The sequence below is a fragment of the Pseudomonas sp. P5_B3 genome (genome assembly GCF_056400405.1).
This window is the reverse complement of the sequence record NZ_JBFULI010000009.1, coordinates 77742-95580: the sequence shown is the minus strand read 5'-3', so window position 1 is coordinate 95580 and position 17839 is coordinate 77742. Positions and strand designations below refer to the sequence as shown.

Genomic DNA, 17839 nt, shown 5'->3' with positions numbered 1-17839 from the left:
GTGCCGATGAATATCCCTAATCTGATTACCGTTCTACGCGTTCTGCTCATACCGATCTTCATTTTACTGTTCTACCTGCCTTACCAATGGAGCTACCTGGCCTCCGCCTCGGTCTTCGCATTCGCTGCCGCCACCGACTGGCTGGACGGGTACCTGGCCCGCCGTCTGGAACAAAGCACACCGTTCGGGGCTTTCCTCGATCCGGTTGCCGACAAGCTGATGGTTGCGGTTGCACTGGTGCTGTTGGTGCAGGAACACGGAAACCTGTGGCTCACGCTGCCTGCTGCCGTGATCATCGGTCGCGAGATTGTCGTCTCGGCGCTGCGCGAATGGATGGCCGAACTGGGCGCTCGTGCCCACGTCGCCGTATCGAACCTGGGCAAATGGAAAACTGCCGCGCAAATGCTGGCGCTGGTAATCCTGCTGGCCAATCCCAAGGATTTCAGTTTCTGGGTCTTGCTGGGTTATACGTTGCTGATGGTATCGGCTGGCCTGACTTTGTGGTCGATGGTCCAGTACTTGCGGGCTGCCTGGCCACATCTGAAGACCGACGTTGAAAAGAAATAAAACTTTTTTGAATCAAAGGGTTGACGGGGCTTCTGGATTCTATAGAATGCGCCACACCAAGACGCGGGAATAGCTCAGTTGGTAGAGCACGACCTTGCCAAGGTCGGGGTCGCGAGTTCGAGTCTCGTTTCCCGCTCCAAGTTTGTACGCATTTGATGTTGTGCTACTAGACACCAAATGTTTTGAGGCCGAGTAGCAAAATGGTTATGCAGCGGATTGCAAATCCGCCTACGCCGGTTCGATTCCGACCTCGGCCTCCACTAATAAACGAGCTCCGTAGATCTATGATTTACGGAGCTTTTTTATTTGCAGTAGCCTGCAAGATTTAGTCTTGAAAAGGGTATTTGCGAACTTGCTTCGCCGGGGCGGGATGTATATATTTCCACCTTTGCTGCACAAGCGTCAGAACTGCCAGATCGTTATTTGACAGAACCTGGACGCTTCACCGCGCTACCGCCCGAATGGCGAAACTGGTAGACGCATGGGACTTAAAATCCCCCGCTCGTAAGGGCGTGCCGGTTCGATTCCGGCTTCGGGCACCATGAATATCAAGGGCTTGCGTGAGATACCTCATGCAGGCCCTTAGTTTTTATTGCCGCAATTTTTGAATCTTGCCGCAATTCCTATTTTGTCGACGTCACTTTCTTACCTTTTCGATTACGGATGTAATGCTCGGTCATCACGACGGTGGTGTGACCCAGTTGGTCCGTCGCCTCTTGAATGTTGCCGGTCGACTCTTCCTTATCAGTAGCTGCTTTTGCCCGCAAATCGCGCATTTGGAAGTCGGCTTTGTCGATCCGGGCTTTCTCCCTTGCCAGATCAAATCCCCCTCACGGTAATTTCTACTTCGACGAATTCTTCTGGACGTTCAAGTTCAACGAACTGAACAAAGTCGCCAGCGGCATGGCGATGTAGAAGCAATACCGGCGCACCTACTTTTCAACACCGTCGAGCATGGCCCATGAGGCCTACACATTCTGGACCGGCGAGCGCTTCAACAAGGGTAAACCGGCGGCGCAATGGCTCACATTAGACGTGTCCCACGACAACCTGCAGCAGGGCCGACTGTGCGAGGACCGCATCTGGCGCCAGATCGTCACCATCCTCGATGCCGAGCAGCGCGGCTGTGATCTCTTCGATCTTGAAGAGCTGCGGCTGGAGTACAACGCAGACGCCTTCGCCAACCTGCTCATGTGCCAGTTCGTCGACGACGGCGCAAGCATCTTCCCGCTCAACGTGTTGCAGCCCTGCATGGTCGACAGTTGGGTGGAGTGGTCGGAGGACTACAAGCCGTTCGCCGCGCGGCCGTTTGCAGATCGGCAGGTTTGGGTGGGCTACGCCCCGGCGGAAACCGGCGACAGCTCGGGCCTGGTGGTGACCCCGCCAATGGTCCCGGGCGGCAAGTTCCGCGTGCTCGAGCGGCATCAGTTCCGCGGTATGGACTTTGCCGCGCAAGCCGAGGCCATCCGCTAGGTGACGATGCGTTACTGGGTGACCTACATCGGCAACGACATCACCGGCATGGGCTCGGGCGTGGCGCAGCTGGTGCGCCAGTTCTTCCCGAACGTGGTGACCTTCAGTTATTCGCCGGAGGTGAAAACCCGCCTGGTGCTAAAGGCCTACGACGTGATTCACAAAGGGCGGCTCGAATTCGACGCCGGCTGGACCGACATGGCCGAATCGCTGATGGCCATCCGCAAAACCATCACCGCCAGCGGTCGGCAATTCACCTACACCGCTGGGCGCAACGACGAAACCGGCCATGCCGACCTGGCTTGGGCGCTATTCCACGCACTGCAGAACGAACCGCTTGAAGGGCAGACCGCCGTCAATACCGGGTTCATGGAGATTTATTGATGAGCAAACGTCGAGGCAACTCCCGGCAACTGTCGGCACCGACCCAACCCGTTGTCGAGGGCGAATTGCTGCCCCCCACTGGCGGACGCATGGAAGCCTTCACCTTTGGTGATCCGACCCCTGTGCTCGATGAGCGGGGCATTCTCGACTACCTGGAATGCTGGCTGAATGGGCGTTGGTACGAGCCGCCGATGTCGCTGGATGGCCTGGCCAAGTCATCCAGGGCGAGTGTGTTCCTGCAGTCGGGCCTCAACTTCAAGCGCAACATGCTGGCTCGCACCTTCATCCCTCACAAATTGCTGTCGCGGCAGACCTTCGAGCAATTCGCCCTGGACTGGTTGTGGTGCGGCAATGCCTACCTGGAAAAGCGCGAAAACATACTGGGCGCCGCACTGGGCCTGCAGCCTGCGCTGGGTAAATACATGCGTCGGGGTGCGGATCTGGAGACCTACTACCAGGTGCGGGGCTGGCGGGATGAGCACGAATTCAAGAAGGGCACGATCTGCCACCTGCGCGAGGCCGACATCAACCAGGAGATCTACGGGTTGCCGGAGTGGTTGCCCGCCTTGCAGAGCGCGTTGCTCAACGAGTCTGCCACCCTGTTCCGCCGCAAGTACTACAACAACGGCAGCCATGCCGGTTTCATCATGTACATGACGGATACAGCGCAGAACGAAACCGATGTTGCGGCGTTGCGGTCGGCGCTCAAGTCAGCGAAGGGGCCGGGAAACTTTCGCAACCTGTTCATGTACGCACCAGGTGGCAAGAAGGACGGCATCCAGTTGATACCGGTCAGTGAGGTGGCGGCGAAGGATGAGTTCGGCTCGATCAAAAACATCAGCCGTGACGACATGCTGGCTGCTTTGCGCATTCCGCCGCAGTTGATGGGTATCGTGCCTCAGAACGCGGGCGGGTTCGGATCGATTAAGGAAGCAGCCCTGATTTGGGCAATGAATGAGCTGGAGCCGATTCAGGCGCGTCTGCAGCAGGTCAATGAGTGGCTTGGAGAGGAGGTCGTGCGCTGGAAGTCTTTAGAACCGGACTCTGATGTTGCACGATAGTCTCTTGGAGTTGTGTCTAGCGTGTCTTATAGGGGTTGAGGCAAGCTATGATTGATATCTTGAAGATCAAAATAAGCGCAAGGACGTCAGATATGTTTAAGTTTTTAGCGAATAAGTCTCTACCTGAAATGCCGCTTCTTGTTGATTTTACGTTTGATAAGAAAATTTTAGTTGTTACAGGTGTTAATGGTGTAGGAAAGACTCGAACATTAAAGGGGGTAGCCGGAGGTGGGATTGTATTCGCTAAAAACAATAATGTAGTAGAGACAAAAGACATGGTTTCGCTTGCTTCTGAGTCGATGAGGCCGCAGTTTGAAGGTGGCTTTGATGAGGGTAATTATCAGACAGGTTTGACGCAGACACTGGCTTATTTTAAGCAGAATCGAGATTTGTTTAGTGTCGAGTTTAATGCGGCGAATAATAATGCTCATTACAATGTTCGGGGAGGGCATGTTCGGGGTTTGAATTATGCCGAGTTGCATTCATTGTGCGCATTTATTTCTCGAGAGTTTAAAAAGCCCTTGGCGAAAATTACGGAGGAAGATGTTCGACTAAATTTTAAAGGCTCCACTCAAGTGTTCGCAGGTGTTAATGCATTTGCAGCAACCTGTAATATTTATATAAAGCAGACTCACAATAGTTTGTTTAATCAGTGGCGAAATGAAAAATTTGGGGCTGATTTGGCTTTTGTGGCTCAGGAAGATATTGTCAGCTTTTTTGGGGAAGCACCTTGGGAATTAATGAATAGAGTGCTGGATGCGTCTCTAGGAGGGAAGTTCAGATTTCAGACTCCTGATGTAAATTCGTTTTCCTACGACTATAGCGCGGTTCTAGAGGAAGTGCGCACGGGACGTCCGGTAGTTGCTATTGATTTGTCCGCAGGCGAGCAAACACTCATGTGGATGGCTCTAGTTATGTTTAATATGCTCTATTCGAAGAATAGCGGGCAGTTGCCGCCAACACTCCTTTTGCTGGACGAGCCAGATGTATTTTTGCATCCAAAGATGGCGAAAAATCTTTACACGGTGCTAGAGGCTGTTGTGAAAAATTTCGACACTGTCGTAGTGCTCACTACGCACTCTCCGACAACAGTTGCTCTTGCTCCCGATGATGCGGCTTTGGCAATTATGAGTGAAGGTGCACTCAAGGATGTGGATAAAGATTACGCAATTACGCAACTTCTTGAAGGTATAAATCACATATCAATCTCTCCCGAAAATAGACGGCAAGTGTTTGTGGAGAGTACATATGACTGCTCGATATATACTGAAGTCTACAATAGGTTAAACGCTATCTCAGGGCTTGATTCGGGAGTTTCATTGAGTTTTGTTAGCTCGGGTCCAGCATACCCTAGGAAAGCTTTAGAAGAAAAAGTGAGACAGTATTTTAACCCTAAAGATTTATCTCTACAGGATTTTTTGACTGCGATGCGTGGCGATGGTGATTGTAGTCAAGTGATTGGAATGGTAGAGAGGCTGACCTTGGAAGGAAGTAAGACTGTCAGGGGGGTTACAGATTGGGATAAAAAGAACAAAGGTAACGAGCATGTTAAGGTGTTCGCGAGTGATTATGCTTACACCATGGAGAATGTTGCCATAGATCCAATAGCTGTGATGTTGTTTCTCCATAATAAAGAACCGAAAACCTACCCGATCTCTAAGTTTTGTCAAAATAATGTTCATTATAGTGTATGGCTAAAAAATCAAGAGTTATTGCAGTCAAGTGTTGATTGGTTTTTGAAAGAATTGTTCGATTACGATAATGCAAAGGATGTGGATGTTACATACGTTGGCATGCCTTTGGTCATACGTTCAGATAAGCGATATCTTTTACAGGATGGCCATGGAATAGCCAGGGAATTGTTCAGTAGGTATAACGAATTTGGTGCTATTGCGAGGAATGAAAATGCTCTGGGAAGTAAACTTGTAGAGAATTTTTTGCACCATACGAATGGAGAGTTTATTTCTGTGGAGTTTCAAAAGCTATTTAAGGCGTTGCAGAGTTAAGTGGTTGGTAATGTATTTGATGGCGTAGTGAATATAAAACTGCGCTATCAGCCATTGCCCTTGTAATTGCCTCCCTCAATCTCCCTCCTCGGTTCGATCAATACTTGCCCCTGGTTTCGCACGTTGCCCAGCGCTGGGTCTACTTTGAACCATTCGAAGTATTCTGCCGGCTCCCCCTGGAGCAGCACCATCTGTTCTGCCCGCTCTTTCGGTGTTGCCGGGTCCAACCATTCGCGAGCCAATTCAGGATTCAGTGCCACAGGCCTTCGGTCATGGATGTCTACCATGCCGCCAGCGCTGTCAGCAGTGATGATCACGAAGCCATCGTGTTCACCTGGTTCGTGTTCAGCATTGGGGTATTGTCCTATTGCGGCACAAAAATTCGGTATACCAGGCTGACGTAGGGTCAAGCCAACTATGTGGGAGATGGTAGGCCAGTCCCCCACCTACTGCCGTCCAGCAGCCACAAAAAAGCCCACCAGGATGGGCTTGGATGACGGAAGGTATTTAACGAATGTCCAGTTATTCATCATCCAGAACCAGCTGGGTTCGTGCGGGTCGAAAGACGGTTGGCTGTCGCTCAAAACTGAACGCTAGGAGGGAGAAGGTAAATCGAAACAGGTAGGACCTTGGTTATCGATTTGCGTGCAGAACTCACCTTTTCCTGAGTCGGGATCGACCATCCAGTACGCAGCTCTACTGTTCCGGTAAGGCGGGTCTCTTAATGCATCGATGGGAGCGTGGGTTACTCGGTAGCGGGCTAAATTTCCTTTCGGGTCAATGTCATGCTTCCAGCAGTCGACCTTATCGAAGCGCCTATCATTTGTGGCGCCAATATGGGCTCTGCATTGAATTAATCTGTTGGCCTTTGAGTCAGCAATCAACGCGTAATATTCATACGCTTGGGGCTGTATGTTAATTGCCCAGTTATCGATGATGACGTAGTTTTCCGCCAGAAATGCTTCTACTTGTGGGCTCATCACCGCAATGCCCGTCACTGTAGCAATTAATAAAGTCTTCACAGTAATTCCTCTCAGAGGATTAATCTCGGGGGACAGCTAGGACTGTCCCCAGATCAGCATAGCGGACTGAGACGGCACTCTCCCAATTTAGGGGCGTGGGGGCATGCCTATCCCAATAGGCACGGAGCCGAGCAGGTCACGAGTAACGTCGCACAAGTGCCTTGGACGCGACGATGGGGCGGCGTGAGCGATCAGCGGCGGAGGTCAGGTCGAGCCGGGGTCGGGAAGGCTGGCGCGCACCGTTTTGGGGCTTGGTCGGCCGGGCAGGGTGGGTCTTCACCTGGCGCGCGCCGTCGTCCCCCCGCCACGCCTGCGGGCTAAATGTGTCGTTTTTTCTGCATCCCTGCACCCGGCTCAAACTGGGGGCTGTGTACGCGAATGTGGGGTGGAAAAAGCCTGCAGATCCCTGCACGGGTAGGGTAAATGCAACGGATGGTCAGAACGTACCCAGGCAGCGAATTTGAGAGATGGCTCGGGAAAAGGGTTAGTTTTTAAAAATGGGGTGGGAAGTGTTCTGCAGGCCCTGTGTTTACTGGGATTGAGGGCTAACTTTGAGGGGTTAGTTATGGTTAGGTTTGGGGTTAGCAATCTATAACATGTTGATTTATAAGTAGTTTATTTATTGTCTTTTTAACATCTATAAAGGTTAGGAAATAACCCAGTGCTAACCAAAACCTAACCTACCGCAGTCGTCGCAAAGCCGCGCTGCACAAGGCTTTCAGGGCAGCCAGTCAAAAACTAACTGTCCTAACCGTTTTCCGATGGGTCAACATGAAAAGCCTGAAGCACCTAGGGGGAGGGTGCAGGCAGAGGTCCATCTGCTGTTTGTGCGTGCAAACACACAAACGGACCCCTATACAGCCCCCAACTGATTGCAGTCATGTACATGCACCGCTGGAGGCCTTGAAATACGTGGAGCGGGTGAAAGGAATCGAACCCTCGTTATCAGCTTGGGAATCTGTGATACGTAATGATTTTCCGTTTCTTGCTTCGGGGACGGTGAAAAATGGGCTGCTGCAGGCCTGCCCTTTTCAAGTGAGTAGATGTACCTATCAGAATGAGTGTGGCGTGATGCCGTTTGATGAGGATGCGTGGGCGATAGGTCGGTATCGGACCTTGTTATCTGTGTGGCAGTAATATGCCTGATAAAATGTGAAGTCCTCCCTGCCTTGGTTTCTACACATTCTTTCGATCATTTCCATTAATTTGTATTTTTCAGAAGTTGGTGTATTTATTCCGAATATAATTCCTTCCAAGTCACTAAAATTATATTTTAGTTTTCGAGCCTCGATGGATGTTTGCGAGCCAAATTTCGCTTTCAGGATTAATCTATATTCCTGCTCGTCTTTCCAGTGGCGGGTTTTAGTCGTTAGACTTTTTTTCTCGCTAAAGTAGTAATGGGATCGCCATTTCTCGAGGTCTCCAAACACATCGTTCATTCGTGTGCTTTTGCTGCCTCGTTCATCTGTATACCATTTGCTAATGAGTTCGTTTTCTGTGTAGGAGCCAAGGCTAGAAAAGAAGTCTAATTCGGGGCTTTTTTCTTCGTAGATAACTTTGTGAAACTCAAAGTCTATAGTTGTCCACCAATTGGGTACTGGTTTATTAGCGGTTAAAACTTTTAGTGGGATGGTCGGTGCTCCTGAAACCTTAGCAACCTTGAACTTTAGACATGCTCCCTTGTGGTTATTTCCATAGGTTCCCCAAATAGATGAACTGGAGCAGTCTTCCATAAAGCAGGACACAAACCATGAAGGATAGGTTAGGCGAACTCGAGAGTTCAAAAACTCCTCAGGAGTTTCATTGCATAGTCGCAACCAATTCGATGATTCACCTTCTTTGAAGTTGCTATAGCTGTTTGCCAAGTCGATACTTTGCAACGCAAATAGCATGGTCTGATCGAAAATTTTTCCTCTTTCTGATTCGGTCCTATTTTCTAAATGGTCCAGGAGTCTGGTGGAGGTAACTAGAAGAGTTGTAAGGGATTCGCCATTTATTCCGTATCCTTTCGGAATTAATTTATGCTCAGCGAAGACTGTGGAAACAATGTACATCGCAAATAGCTGTACGGCTCGGAGGTGTAGTAATAGTTCGCTGCTGTATATGGTTTTCTGGTTTTCGGCTAAGTAATTTATATGTCGTTGTATGTTTTTGTTTTTGATGAAATTATAAATCTGTGATTTTATTTGTGTGGCATGCTCCGGCGGTATGTCATTTAAGTGTGGTTGTATTGGAAAGTTGTGCTCCTCAAGATTTTCTGCGAGATATTGAACGTTGCGGATAAAAACGCACTCAATGTAATGTTTGAAGAAATTTGTCCAAATCACATTGTCTCCCTTCCAGACCAGTTCTCTGTAGCCTTCGAGCGGATCATTGAGCTGCTCCGGTGCCGCAAAATATAGATATGTACCCTCTAGCTCGCTCTCTCTATCCAAGCCCAGTAAGCTGTCAACCGGACGAAATCGGTACAAATACTCAGGTGTCTGGTGGGACATTTTCCCCTCCTTAATTCCCACGCGAAAATTAATCATTAGGGATTGTTAAAACTGAAAGGTGCTTGTTTTGATAGCTCGCCACTTGGCGTGCGCTCATCACACTTCACTCATTCTTTTCCTCTTCGTCATCAGGATGTGCCAGGTCAGCAGCTGTAAGGTACTTGTTTAGTGATCTCAGCGAACTTGTCAGGGCCGTTCCTGTGACGCTTGTCTTTGAGATCGCATCCCCTATAAGGCTTGAGTTGTGCATAGTTACACCGAGTACCGTTTTGATCTTGGATTGCCCGCTCGTGTTAGGAGATTGAGAGTTAAAGCGGTGCTGGGTTTGCTTTATTTTATTTAAGTCTGTTTGTAATGTGGCTATTATTGCTTGGGACTTTGCGTCTTGCTTTTTTAGAATATTTAATTCTTTTAATTTTTCAGACATGTGATTTATGGCGTGATCACGCTCCTGAATTGCCAGTTTACGTTCATGTATTGCTCTGTTTTTTTCTTCCTCACCAGCGGTTAAAACCTTTGTTAGGTCTTTAACAAAAGAGCCCATTTCATCGGCGCTTCCTGCAAGTCCGTTGAATAGGTCCAAGAACAATGCCACGTGCTCATTATCAGAGAAATCAGGGTATCGGACTTTGTGGTCTATTTCACTCCACCCTTCTTGAAATATCGTCCTAACTTGAATCTCAGCGCGAAATGTTGTTTTTTCTGGACGGCTTTCGACGATGTAGTGGATGGACCTGTACCCTGCTTTATGAATTTCGGTCCTGCCGCCTCGGTCAATGATAGCCTGCGGAATAGTGTCGCCAGTGCGGATATAGTTAATTACCTCTTCGTTTAGATCCCAAACATCGCGGATAGATGCGTCAATGGCCACGCACTCATCTTTAAAGAGGTGAAGTGCTCTAACGCCAATGAGATCTGTGACAGTATCTAAGTAGTTGTCTTTATCTATGATTATCCATTTCTGTTTTGGCTCTACATCAAGTTTTTTGCGGACAATTTTTTTTAGTAAATGTATAGGGTCTTTGATGCGCCAGCGTACTGAATGAACTCCAGTGAATGTTCTGAGTCGCAAAGATATCTGCTCCGCCGCGGCGGATAACGCGTGCTGTCGCGTCGAAAAATCGTTAGCTATATTGCAGAGGGTTTCCCAGTCTGCGTTTGACTGAAGCCACTCAGCCTCAGTGATGCCACAGTGAGCTAGAAAATCATCCAGGGTCATTTCGAATGGCATGTGTTCTCTCGTGATTTTCAACGTGGACCGTAGGTTGTAGGCCAGTATAGCGCCATCGCTTTGAGTGTTTGCTCTTTGAGCCCAATGCCGGTTTCAAAGGAGGCATAACGCCACTAAAGGTTTTATGTCCAGGGAAAGGTACATTTTCAGGGAGGTGCTTGGCGAATTTACACGCCGCTCAAAGACGTAAAGGCTTGCCGCAAAATTTTTCAAGAGTGCGGGAACGTAGGCTTGCAGAAGCGCGAAAGKGGGGGGTTGCGGCAAAAAAAATGTCATAAGCTATTGAAATATAACGTTAATTATAACGGACTTAAAATCCCCCGCTCGTAAGGGCGTGCCGGTTCGATTCCGGCTTCGCGCCAAAAGGGCAGGGTTGGGCGGCAACACAAGCGCGTTCAACGTAACGATCTGCTGTTCGCAGTCTTCGTCGGGATCGTCATCAATCTGGCCATCTGGATCGTCGGCGCGGAAATCCTGCGGCCCAACGGCATCGAGGTGAAAACCTTGGGCGACCTGGGCAAGGCACTGGAAATTCTCTTCGGCCCGATCGGTTGGTACGTATTCTTCATCGGCGTACTCGCGACGCTGTTTGCCAGTATTTCAGGCAAGACCACCGCGTTCCCGATGCTGTTTGCGACAGGCCTCTAGCTGTGGGTCTCCTTCCAGTTGGGCGTCGATCTGTTCACCTGATATCGAGCCGTCGAGGGGACGCAAGGTCCCCTCGGTAGCCACCCTTCAGTCAGTCACAGAACCCTGCGGTATTCTCCCGGCGAAACTGTCCACCAGGCTCGCCACCACCATTTCTCCCATCCGCGTGCGGGTCTGCAGCGTCGCACTGGCGCGATGGGGCTGCAGTACCACGTTCTCGTTGCCGAACAGTGTCTCGGGGACGTTCGGTTCATCGACAAACACATCCAGCGCCGCGCCCGCGATCTCGCCAGCGGCAAGCGCCGCCACCAGATCGACCTCGTTGACCAGCTTGCCCCGCGCCACGTTGATCAGATACCCGTCCTTGCCCAGTGCCTGCAGCACCTCGGCATTGATGATGGCTTCTGTCTTGTCGGCAGCGGCCGCGAGAATCAGCGCATCACTGTTGCTGGCCAGCTGCTTCAGATCGGCGATGAAAGTGTGGTTCACATCGCTCATCGGCTGCAGATCGGTGTAACTGATCGGGCAGCCGAACGCTGCGGCCCGGGTCGCCACGGCACGGCCGACCCGGCCCATGCCGACGATGCCGATGCGCATGCCCGACACCTGACGCGCCAACGGCAACGGGGCCAATGGTGTCGGGCTATGGGGCCATTGCCCCGAACGCACATAACGATCACTGGTGCACAGACCCCGACACACAGCAATCAACAAGCCGATGGCCAGGTCGGCGACATCTTCGGTCAGCGCGCCGATGGTTGCGGTCACGCGGATCCCGCGATCCCTGGCGTAAGCCAGGTCCACCGCATCGGTGCCAACGCCATTGACCGCCACCACTTCCAGTTTGGGTAACTGGGCCATCAGCGCCTGGCTGATCCCGGTATGCCCGCCGGTGATCACCCCGCGAATGTTCGCGCCGTGTTCCTGCAAATAAGCCTGCTTGTCGGCCTGTTGGAAGTAACGTCTGACGGTAAACAACTCATCGAGCCGTGCGTTGATTTCGGGGATCAGGATCGGGCTGAGCTGCAAGACTTCTGGCTTCATGTAAACCTCGCGTAACAGAATAAAAAGTCCGGTTTAACCGCGACCGGCAAACGGCATGGCGCTGGCCATGACGGTCATGTTCAGGACGTTCGCCTCCAGCGGCAGAGCGGCGATGTAGCGCACGGCATCGGCCACATGCTTGACGTCCACCATCGGCTCCACCGCGATGGTGCCGTTGGCCTGGCGCACGCCTTTGGTCATGCGTACCGACATTTCGGTCAAGGCGTTGCCGATGTCGATCTGGCTGCAGGCGATGTTGAATTCGCGCCCGTCCAGGGCCAGGGATTTGCTCAGTCCCAACACCGCATGTTTGCTGGCGGTGTAGGCGCTGCTGAACGGGCGTGGGGTATGGGCTGAGATTGAGCCGTTATTGATGATGCGTCCGCCCTGTGGCTGTTGCCGGCGCATCTGTGCGAAGGCACCACGGGCGCAGAGGAAAACACCGTTCAGGTTGGTGTCGATCACGTTGCGCCACTGCTCGAACGTCAGTTCATCGAGCGGCACGGCAGGGGCGTTGACTCCGGCATTGTTGAACACCACGTCGAGGCGTCCGTATACCTCGGTAATGGTGGCAAATAGCGCATCGACACTGGCCGGGTCGCGCACATCGGTGGGCACCGCCAACGCTTCGTGTCCCTCGCTGAGCGCCAATTCGACCAATGCCTGTAAAGGCTCTGGCCGACGACCAGCCAATACCAGGGTAAATCCGTCGGCCATCAGAGCCAGGGCCACGGCGCGGCCGATTCCGCTACCGGCGCCGCTCACCAGGGCCACTTTCAATGGACTGTTCATGTTGTTATCTCCTTTTTCAATTCACGAGGGCGGAAGCCGGGTTCAAGGTCGCTGACCGACGCGCATTTCCAGTTGGCCGATGCCATCGATCCCGGCGTTGATGATGTCGCCGGGTTGCAACACATCGACGCCTGCCGGGCTGCCGGTCATGATCAGGTCACCGGCCCGCAGCGCCACCGACTGCGAGATGCGGCTGATGATTTCACTGACCGACCAGATCTGGCTRTCGAGGCTGTCGCGCTGGCGCTCTTCGCCGTTGACGTTCAGCCACAAATCGCCGTCCGGGTGTCCGGCGCGAGTGACTGGCACGATGGCGGTCATCGGCGCGGCGCCGTCGAACACCTTGGCACCTTCCCACGGCAAGCCATTGCTCTTGGCCGCTCGCTGTACATCACGACGGGTCAGGTCAAGCCCGGCGGCGTAGCCCCAGACATAGGCCAGCGCCTGACTCTCCGGAATATTGGCGCCACCTTCTCCAATGGCGACGACCAATTCGATTTCGTGGGCAAACTCTTCGGTCAGCGGCGGGAACGCCACTTCACCCAACGCATCCACCACGTTGCTCGCCGGCTTCATGAAAAACACGGGTGGCTGGCGGGACTGACCCTGGGTGTCTGGCCAAGGGTAGTTGCGGCCGACGCAAAATACCCGGCCAACGGGGAAACGCTGCTGGCTGCCGGCAACTGGCAAGGTCACAGGTAAATCCGGAGTGAAAACGTATTCGGTCATAGTCATTTTTGTCGTGGTCCTGTTGGAAGCATCAGCCTACGGCGGCTTCGTTTTGCGAAGTTGGACGAAAGCCGCCTCGTGTTGGAGAAAAACGCTTTTCTGCGCTCATGTTTTCCGGACTTAGCGTGCCTTGAGCTCGATGCGATACAAGCGACCGAGCAACAACGAATAGGACAGGGTGCCAATCAGCGCCACGCCGCCAATGAACCAGAAGGCGTAGGCAAACGAGCCTGTCGCGTGGACGATGCCGCCAATCACGATCGGGGTGACGATCCCGCCGATGTTGGCGGCCAGGCTGGTAATCCCGCCGGTCAGGCCGATCAGTTCCTTGGGCGCGACTTCCGATACGGCTGCCCACGATGACGAGGCAATCCCTTGGGCGAAGAAAGCAATGGTCAGCACGGCAATGCAGATCACGTTCGAGTCGGTGAAATTCACCAGGACGATCGACATGCCCAGCATCGATCCGACCACCAAGGGCAACTTGCGCGCGAAGGACATTGAATAGCCGCGTCGTATCAGCAGGTCGGAGACGATGCCGGCCAGCAGAATGCCGACCGTTGCACCCACGAACGGCAGCACCGCGAAGATCCCGGCCTTGATCATGGTCAGCTTGCGTTCCTCGATCAGGTATGTCGGGAACCAGGTCAGGAAGAAGTACAACGCCGAGGTGCTGGCGAACTTGCCGATGCAAATCGCCCAGATCTGCCGATAACTGAACAGCTCGGCGATCTGCCGCCAGTTGAACCGGGTGCGTTCCTGACTGCTCTTGACCAGTCCACCCCCGGCTTCGATGTACTTCAGCTCTTCCTGGCTGACGTTCTTGCAGTTCAACGGATCGCGGTACAGGTACAGCCAGATCACACCGAACACAATGCCAAGTATCCCGGTGCTGTAGAAAACATGGCGCCAGTCATAGGTCGTGGCCAGCCATAACAGCACGCCGGTAAACAGTGCCGTGCCCAGATATTGGCCGCACACGTAAATGCTGCTGGCCAGGCCTCGTTCACGGGCCGGGAACCACACCGTGACCGCTCGGCTGTTGGCCGGAAACGCTGGAGCCTCCATGGTACCGACCGCCAGGCGCAGCCCGAACAGCGAAGCGAATCCTGTGGCAAAGCCTTGGCACACGGTGACCGTCGACCAACTGATCAGCGATACACCGTAGGTGAACCGGGAACCGAAGCGATCGGCGATGAACCCGGCGGGGACCAAGGCCAGTGCGTAGGTCCAGGCAAACGCGGAAAAAATCAGGCCCATTTCGATCTTGTCCAGGCCCAGATCCTTGGCCATGAACGGTGCGGCAATCGAGATGTTCACGCGGTCGATGTAGTTGATGATGGTCGCAATCAGCAGCAATGACAGCATGAACCAGCGCCGACGCGTCGGCAGTCGCTGAGGCAACAGGGCGTCCCGGGCGCCGGCGCTCACCGACGGCGCGGTGGACGGGGAGGTTTGCGAGTTCGACATGAGTAGACCTTTTTATTGTTAGAAGAATCGAGATGTTCGCGCGCAGCCGAAGCCGATACCCCCAGTGTCGGGGCAGAGCAATCGCTACTTGAATGAGAGGCGCGGACAGCCGCTGTCAGGCGCTCAGATACGCCTTCGGACTGGCTCGATCGGGGGGAGGGTTGGCGAGGGGGAAAAACAGGTTCATCACGTGCGCACCTTTTGATTGTTTTTGGAAGGGTCGGGCTGCATTGACTGTCACAGTGGTCGTACAACCTCTCAAAATCAACTGAGGCGTTAGATCGTTTTTTCTTCTGAAAAAGGCGATTAATGCAGGTGTCCAAGAAAAATCAAATCAGCTCATTTCCTTCGTTATGTGTCATGGTTTTCATAACTATATGTTTATAAAAGAGTAATTGTTTTTGTGTGCTCGTATTTTTTTGGACAGACGACACATCACACACCAATACAATTAATTCTCTGTATTTCGTTGTCATCCTATGACGTGTTGAAGCCAACGGTGTCTGCCTTCACAATCACCGCGGTCGCCGCCTGCATCGCGGCGCGACGACAACCTGTCCATGTACCTGTCGAGGATCCTCAGGCGATGTCGTCACCGAGTCGAGTACCCACTTACGTCATGCAGCAACGCAGTGAGTTGACGGACTTTTACATCCGCGACAAAAAGGGACGGCGCGCCGAAACCAGCCCGCATCGCCATGAGTATTTCCAGATCCAGGTCAACCTCGGTGGCGATACCGTGCAGCACATCGGCAACGTCGAACGTCCGTTTCCGCGCAATACGCTGGCCTTCATCCTGCCGCATCGCGTGCACGTGATTCCGCATCCGGCAGACAGCAACTTCATGGTGATAAATTTTTCCCAGACCTTCCTGCTGCCGCATTTGCAATGCGACCCGATGGACCTGGAGGAAGTCTCGATTCTGTTGGCRCCGGAGTTGTCACCGTTCCGCTTTCAGGAGCATCTGGATTTCATTCTGGCCGATGAGGATTTCAGAAAAGTCTGTGGCTTGATCGAGCAGATGCGCGTGCTCGATGAGAACCGTCAGTTTGGCACCCGCGAGATGCTCAAGGGGTTGTTGCTGCAACTGCTGGGGAGCGTTTGTGCCTTGTATGCCGAGCCGCTCAAACGATTGGCCGAAGAGAATGCCGCCGAAGTCAGCCGGCGCAACGCGCTGAGCAGGATGTCCGAATACTTGCGCAAGAATATTGCCGACCCCGATCTCAATCTGATCAAGGTGGCTGCTGCGACTTACCTGTCACCAACGTACCTGACGCACTGGTTGCGCAAGGAAATCGGCAAGACCTTCACTGAGCTGGTGCTCGAACGCCGGATGCACGCGGCGCGCAATTATCTGCTCAATGGAACAAGGCCGGTGGGGGAGGTGGCGAGGTTGTGCGGCTTTGCCGACGAGGCCTATTTTTCGCGACGCTTCCGCCAGATACACGGCCAGCCACCTGGACAATTCAGGCGTCAGCAGCTCAATCCTGATACGCCGCAATCGCCGTCGAATACGTGATTGAGTGAGCATTTTTATTAAACGGCGCGACTGTTTCGACTGCGCCAGAACTCGCCCGGCGTAGCGCCCATGATTGACTTGTAGACCCGGGTTAGATGCGGCTGGTCGGCGACCCCCGAGGCTATGGCTGCCTCACCCAGACCGATGCCAGTTCATCACGTTACGCATCCGAACGGACTACCCGGTCATGCCCACGCAAAAAGAATCACCTCAGGCATGAAGTCCTTGCAGGGCCTGGCTTTGCAACAGGGACTTACAAAGCAGTCTCTCAATAAGGGTGACGTGGTCAAGATGGATGTCTTCTGAAGTTTTTGCCTGCAACGGCCCGACTCAGGCTCCTTGCGGTAATCGGAGGGCACTTTATGCCCTTATTTTTTTTGAGGGTGCTGGATGAAACAAAGACAAGTTTCGCTGTTGGCTTTGTTGTTTATGTTTTTGACAGGTTGCACGACTACGCCACCCAAAGATCAAGGCAATCTCTGCAGTATTTACCGTGAGTATCCGGACTGGTACGAGGACTCGCTGGAAATGCAGAGTGAATATGGGACGCCTCCACATGTGGCCATGGCGATCATGCAGCAGGAAAGCAGCTTCGTGGCAGATGCATTGCCGCCTCGTGACTATCTGCTTTGGGTAATCCCTTGGGGGCGAGTCAGTTCGGCTTATGGTTATGCGCAGGCTCAAGATCCGGTGTGGGGCGAGTACAAGGGCGATACTGGCAACGGTGGTTCGCGTGACAGCTTCGACGACGCGATCATGTTTATCGGTTGGTACACCACTGGCACCCAGCGTCAGTTGGGGATCTCCAAATGGGACACCTACAATCAGTACCTGGCTTACCACGAAGGGCGTGGGGGCTATAGCCGCAATACCTATCGCAGTAAACCCTGGCTGATGCAGGTTGCCCAGAAAGTGCAAAAGCAGTCAGAGATTTACAGCGCCCAACTCAAGCAGTGCCGCCAGGAGTTGGAAGACGAGCGTAGTGGGTGGTTTTAGCGCGGCAGAGCCATCGATTCCGTTGCCCGGCGTTATCTGAAATCAAGGGTTCGCGAGCGAGCGCTGTGCAAACCCTTGGTTGTTTCCGCTCCATTATTTCTATCTTGATCGTGGTTGCCTGATGCTTCAGGACGCCGGGTCTGCCTTGCGGCGATCGCTGCCGGTCGGGTTGCCGGTATCGATCAGCCTTCTTTCCAGCAGTACGTTTTCCAAAGCCTGGCGGTCTGACGGGTTCATTTGATGTTCTCGCTCCTTGAGTTCCAGCAGAATCGGGGTGGACCACTGGCGGTAGGTTTGTTCGGCACTACGATTGAGTGACATGGGTTTCTCCTTGATCAGGCTCCTGCCAATAAAGGCGTCGCAGTTCGATACGCAAAAAACCCTAGTCGACGAAGCGGGTTC

The 17839-nt window shown here is 52.9% G+C and carries 13 protein-coding genes, 3 tRNA genes and 4 pseudogenes; 10 read left to right on the top strand and 10 right to left on the bottom strand.

Features of this window, described 5'->3' with window-relative positions; all coding sequences use genetic code 11:
• Positions 1 to 6: 6 nt before the first annotated feature.
• From pgsA to AC1DRN_RS08440, 4 genes are all read left to right on the top strand, one after another.
• Complete coding sequence (gene pgsA / locus AC1DRN_RS08455; RefSeq protein WP_007992985.1) at positions 7 to 567, top strand: CDP-diacylglycerol--glycerol-3-phosphate 3-phosphatidyltransferase; 561 nt, start codon at positions 7 to 9, stop codon at positions 565 to 567.
• Between the two features lie 63 nt (positions 568 to 630).
• Positions 631 to 706, top strand: a tRNA-Gly gene (locus AC1DRN_RS08450).
• Between the two features lie 47 nt (positions 707 to 753).
• Positions 754 to 827, top strand: a tRNA-Cys gene (locus AC1DRN_RS08445).
• Positions 828 to 1022: 195 nt separating this feature from the next.
• A tRNA-Leu gene (locus AC1DRN_RS08440) sits at positions 1023 to 1109 on the top strand.
• A gap of 81 nt (positions 1110 to 1190) precedes the next feature.
• Here AC1DRN_RS08440 and AC1DRN_RS08435 read toward each other — a convergent pair.
• Positions 1191 to 1397 (bottom strand): annotated as a pseudogene (locus tag AC1DRN_RS08435) (site-specific integrase); the annotation flags it as partial.
• 1 nt (position 1398) lies between these two features.
• On the opposite strand from AC1DRN_RS08435, the pseudogene AC1DRN_RS08430 reads away from it, so the two are divergent.
• The 3 genes and pseudogenes from AC1DRN_RS08430 to AC1DRN_RS08420 all read left to right on the top strand — a co-directional run.
• Positions 1399 to 2424: pseudogene (locus AC1DRN_RS08430) on the top strand (phage terminase large subunit family protein); the annotation flags it as partial.
• On the top strand, positions 2424 to 3485 hold the full coding sequence (locus AC1DRN_RS08425) for a phage portal protein (RefSeq protein ID WP_477786665.1): 1062 nt from the start codon (positions 2424 to 2426) through the stop codon (positions 3483 to 3485). The pseudogene AC1DRN_RS08430 and the gene AC1DRN_RS08425, both read left to right, overlap by 1 nt.
• Positions 3486 to 3532: 47 nt before the next feature.
• The gene (locus AC1DRN_RS08420) at positions 3533 to 5491 is read left to right on the top strand and encodes an AAA family ATPase (protein WP_457265949.1); all 1959 of its coding nucleotides are present in this window, start codon (positions 3533 to 3535) and stop codon (positions 5489 to 5491) included.
• A gap of 47 nt (positions 5492 to 5538) precedes the next feature.
• Here the strand turns inward: AC1DRN_RS08420 and AC1DRN_RS08415 are convergent.
• The 4 genes and pseudogenes from AC1DRN_RS08415 to AC1DRN_RS08400 all read right to left on the bottom strand — a co-directional run.
• Positions 5539 to 5877, bottom strand: a pseudogene (locus AC1DRN_RS08415) (SOS response-associated peptidase family protein); the annotation flags it as partial.
• Positions 5878 to 6084: 207 nt separating this feature from the next.
• Complete coding sequence (locus AC1DRN_RS08410) at positions 6085 to 6513, bottom strand: hypothetical protein (protein ID WP_457265950.1); 429 nt, start codon at positions 6511 to 6513, stop codon at positions 6085 to 6087.
• Positions 6514 to 7565: 1052 nt separating this feature from the next.
• Positions 7566 to 9008: a DUF2971 domain-containing protein gene (locus AC1DRN_RS08405; protein ID WP_457265951.1), complete on the bottom strand. Its 1443-nt coding sequence runs from the start codon at positions 9006 to 9008 to the stop codon at positions 7566 to 7568.
• A 103-nt stretch (positions 9009 to 9111) separates the two neighbouring features.
• The gene (locus tag AC1DRN_RS08400) at positions 9112 to 10239 is read right to left on the bottom strand and encodes a RelA/SpoT domain-containing protein (protein WP_457265952.1); all 1128 of its coding nucleotides are present in this window, start codon (positions 10237 to 10239) and stop codon (positions 9112 to 9114) included.
• 357 nt (positions 10240 to 10596) lie between these two features.
• On the opposite strand from AC1DRN_RS08400, the pseudogene AC1DRN_RS08395 reads away from it, so the two are divergent.
• Positions 10597 to 10869 (top strand): annotated as a pseudogene (locus AC1DRN_RS08395) (divalent metal cation transporter); the annotation flags it as partial.
• A gap of 105 nt (positions 10870 to 10974) precedes the next feature.
• Here AC1DRN_RS08395 and AC1DRN_RS08390 read toward each other — a convergent pair.
• From AC1DRN_RS08390 to AC1DRN_RS08375, 4 genes are all read right to left on the bottom strand, one after another.
• Positions 10975 to 11931: a 2-hydroxyacid dehydrogenase gene (locus AC1DRN_RS08390; RefSeq protein WP_223463708.1), complete on the bottom strand. Its 957-nt coding sequence runs from the start codon at positions 11929 to 11931 to the stop codon at positions 10975 to 10977.
• A gap of 33 nt (positions 11932 to 11964) precedes the next feature.
• Positions 11965 to 12723, bottom strand: a complete 759-nt coding sequence (locus AC1DRN_RS08385) for an SDR family oxidoreductase (RefSeq protein WP_223463709.1) — start codon at positions 12721 to 12723, stop codon at positions 11965 to 11967.
• Between the two features lie 42 nt (positions 12724 to 12765).
• On the bottom strand, positions 12766 to 13458 hold the full coding sequence (locus AC1DRN_RS08380; RefSeq protein WP_223463710.1) for a fumarylacetoacetate hydrolase family protein: 693 nt from the start codon (positions 13456 to 13458) through the stop codon (positions 12766 to 12768).
• Between the two features lie 114 nt (positions 13459 to 13572).
• Positions 13573 to 14922, bottom strand: coding sequence for an MFS transporter (locus tag AC1DRN_RS08375; protein ID WP_457265953.1), 1350 nt, complete (start codon positions 14920 to 14922; stop codon positions 13573 to 13575).
• Positions 14923 to 15508: 586 nt separating this feature from the next.
• Between AC1DRN_RS08375 and AC1DRN_RS08370 the strand changes: the two genes are divergently transcribed.
• Both AC1DRN_RS08370 and AC1DRN_RS08365 read left to right on the top strand, forming a co-directional pair.
• The gene (locus AC1DRN_RS08370) at positions 15509 to 16441 is read left to right on the top strand and encodes a helix-turn-helix transcriptional regulator (RefSeq protein WP_457265954.1); all 933 of its coding nucleotides are present in this window, start codon (positions 15509 to 15511) and stop codon (positions 16439 to 16441) included.
• A gap of 390 nt (positions 16442 to 16831) precedes the next feature.
• Positions 16832 to 17437 (top strand): transglycosylase SLT domain-containing protein, encoded by a 606-nt coding sequence (locus tag AC1DRN_RS08365; RefSeq protein ID WP_457265955.1) that lies wholly within the window; start codon positions 16832 to 16834, stop codon positions 17435 to 17437.
• A gap of 126 nt (positions 17438 to 17563) precedes the next feature.
• Here AC1DRN_RS08365 and AC1DRN_RS08360 read toward each other — a convergent pair whose 3' ends face one another.
• Positions 17564 to 17758, bottom strand: a complete 195-nt coding sequence (locus AC1DRN_RS08360; protein WP_223463714.1) for a hypothetical protein — start codon at positions 17756 to 17758, stop codon at positions 17564 to 17566.
• Positions 17759 to 17839 lie beyond the last annotated feature (81 nt).